General features: G+C 55.4%; 2 rRNA genes. Both read right to left on the bottom strand.

Annotation, left to right across the window (positions count from 1 at the left end):
* Positions 1-16 precede the first annotated feature (16 nt).
* A 5S ribosomal RNA gene (rrf, locus tag ACQCVD_RS15450) occupies positions 17-134 on the bottom strand.
* Between the two features lie 151 nt (positions 135-285).
* Positions 286-1,030: ribosomal RNA gene (locus ACQCVD_RS15445) — 23S ribosomal RNA — on the bottom strand; the annotation flags it as partial.

Below are 1,030 nucleotides of genomic sequence, written 5' to 3'. Positions count from 1 at the left end.
ACACATGAAGTTAAAAGGTTGGCGGCAACCTACTCTCCCACACCCTCCCAGGTGCAGTACCATCAGCGCAAACAGGCTTAGCTTCCGGGTTCGGAACGGGACCGGGCGTGACCCTGCCGCAATAAACCACCAACACAACCAACCAACACAACCACACCACCCCCACCCCCACAGGGGTTGGGCCGGTGCGTGCCGTGTCAGACACTGCACAGTGGACGCGAACAACACTTCTCGTTACTCGTTACAACAAATCACAACAACACGCTCACACGCATCATCACAACATATGTGTTTAGTGTCGGCCTATTAGTACCAGTCACCTCCACACCTTACAGTGCGTCCAGATCTGGCCTATCAACCCCGTCATCTCCAGGGAACCTCAACAGAAACCTCATCTCAAAACAGGCTTCCCGCTTAGATGCTTTCAGCGGTTATCCCTCCCGTACGTAGCCAACCAGCCCTGCCCCTGGCGGAACAACTGGCACACTAGAGGTACGTCCGTCCCGGTCCTCTCGTACTAGGGACAGCCTTCTTCAAGTTTCAACGCGCGCGGCGGATAGAGACCGAACTGTCTCACGACGTTCTAAACCCAGCTCGCGTGCCGCTTTAATGGGCGAACAGCCCAACCCTTGGGACCTACTCCAGCCCCAGGATGCGACGAGCCGACATCGAGGTGCCAAACCATCCCGTCGATATGGACTCTTGGGGAAGATCAGCCTGTTATCCCCGGGGTACCTTTTATCCGTTGAGCGACACCACATCCACAAGTAGGTGCCGGATCACTAGTCCCGACTTTCGTCCCTGCTCGAGTTGTCACTCTCACAGTCAAGCTCCCTTGTGCACTTACACTCACCACCTGATTACCAACCAGGCTGAGGAAACCTTTGGGCGCCTCCGTTACCATTTAGGAGGCAACCGCCCCAGTTAAACTACCCACCAGGCACTGTCCCCAACCCAGATCATGGGCCAAAGTTAGATGGTCAATCCGATCAGAGTGGTATTTCAACAACGACTCCACCACCACTAGCGT

Source organism: Corynebacterium halotolerans, from assembly GCF_050107895.1.
Taxonomy (GTDB): Bacteria; Actinomycetota; Actinomycetes; order Mycobacteriales; family Mycobacteriaceae; genus Corynebacterium; species Corynebacterium halotolerans_B.
Note: the sequence above shows the minus strand (reverse complement) of the source record. Positions and strands in the feature narration are given on the sequence as shown.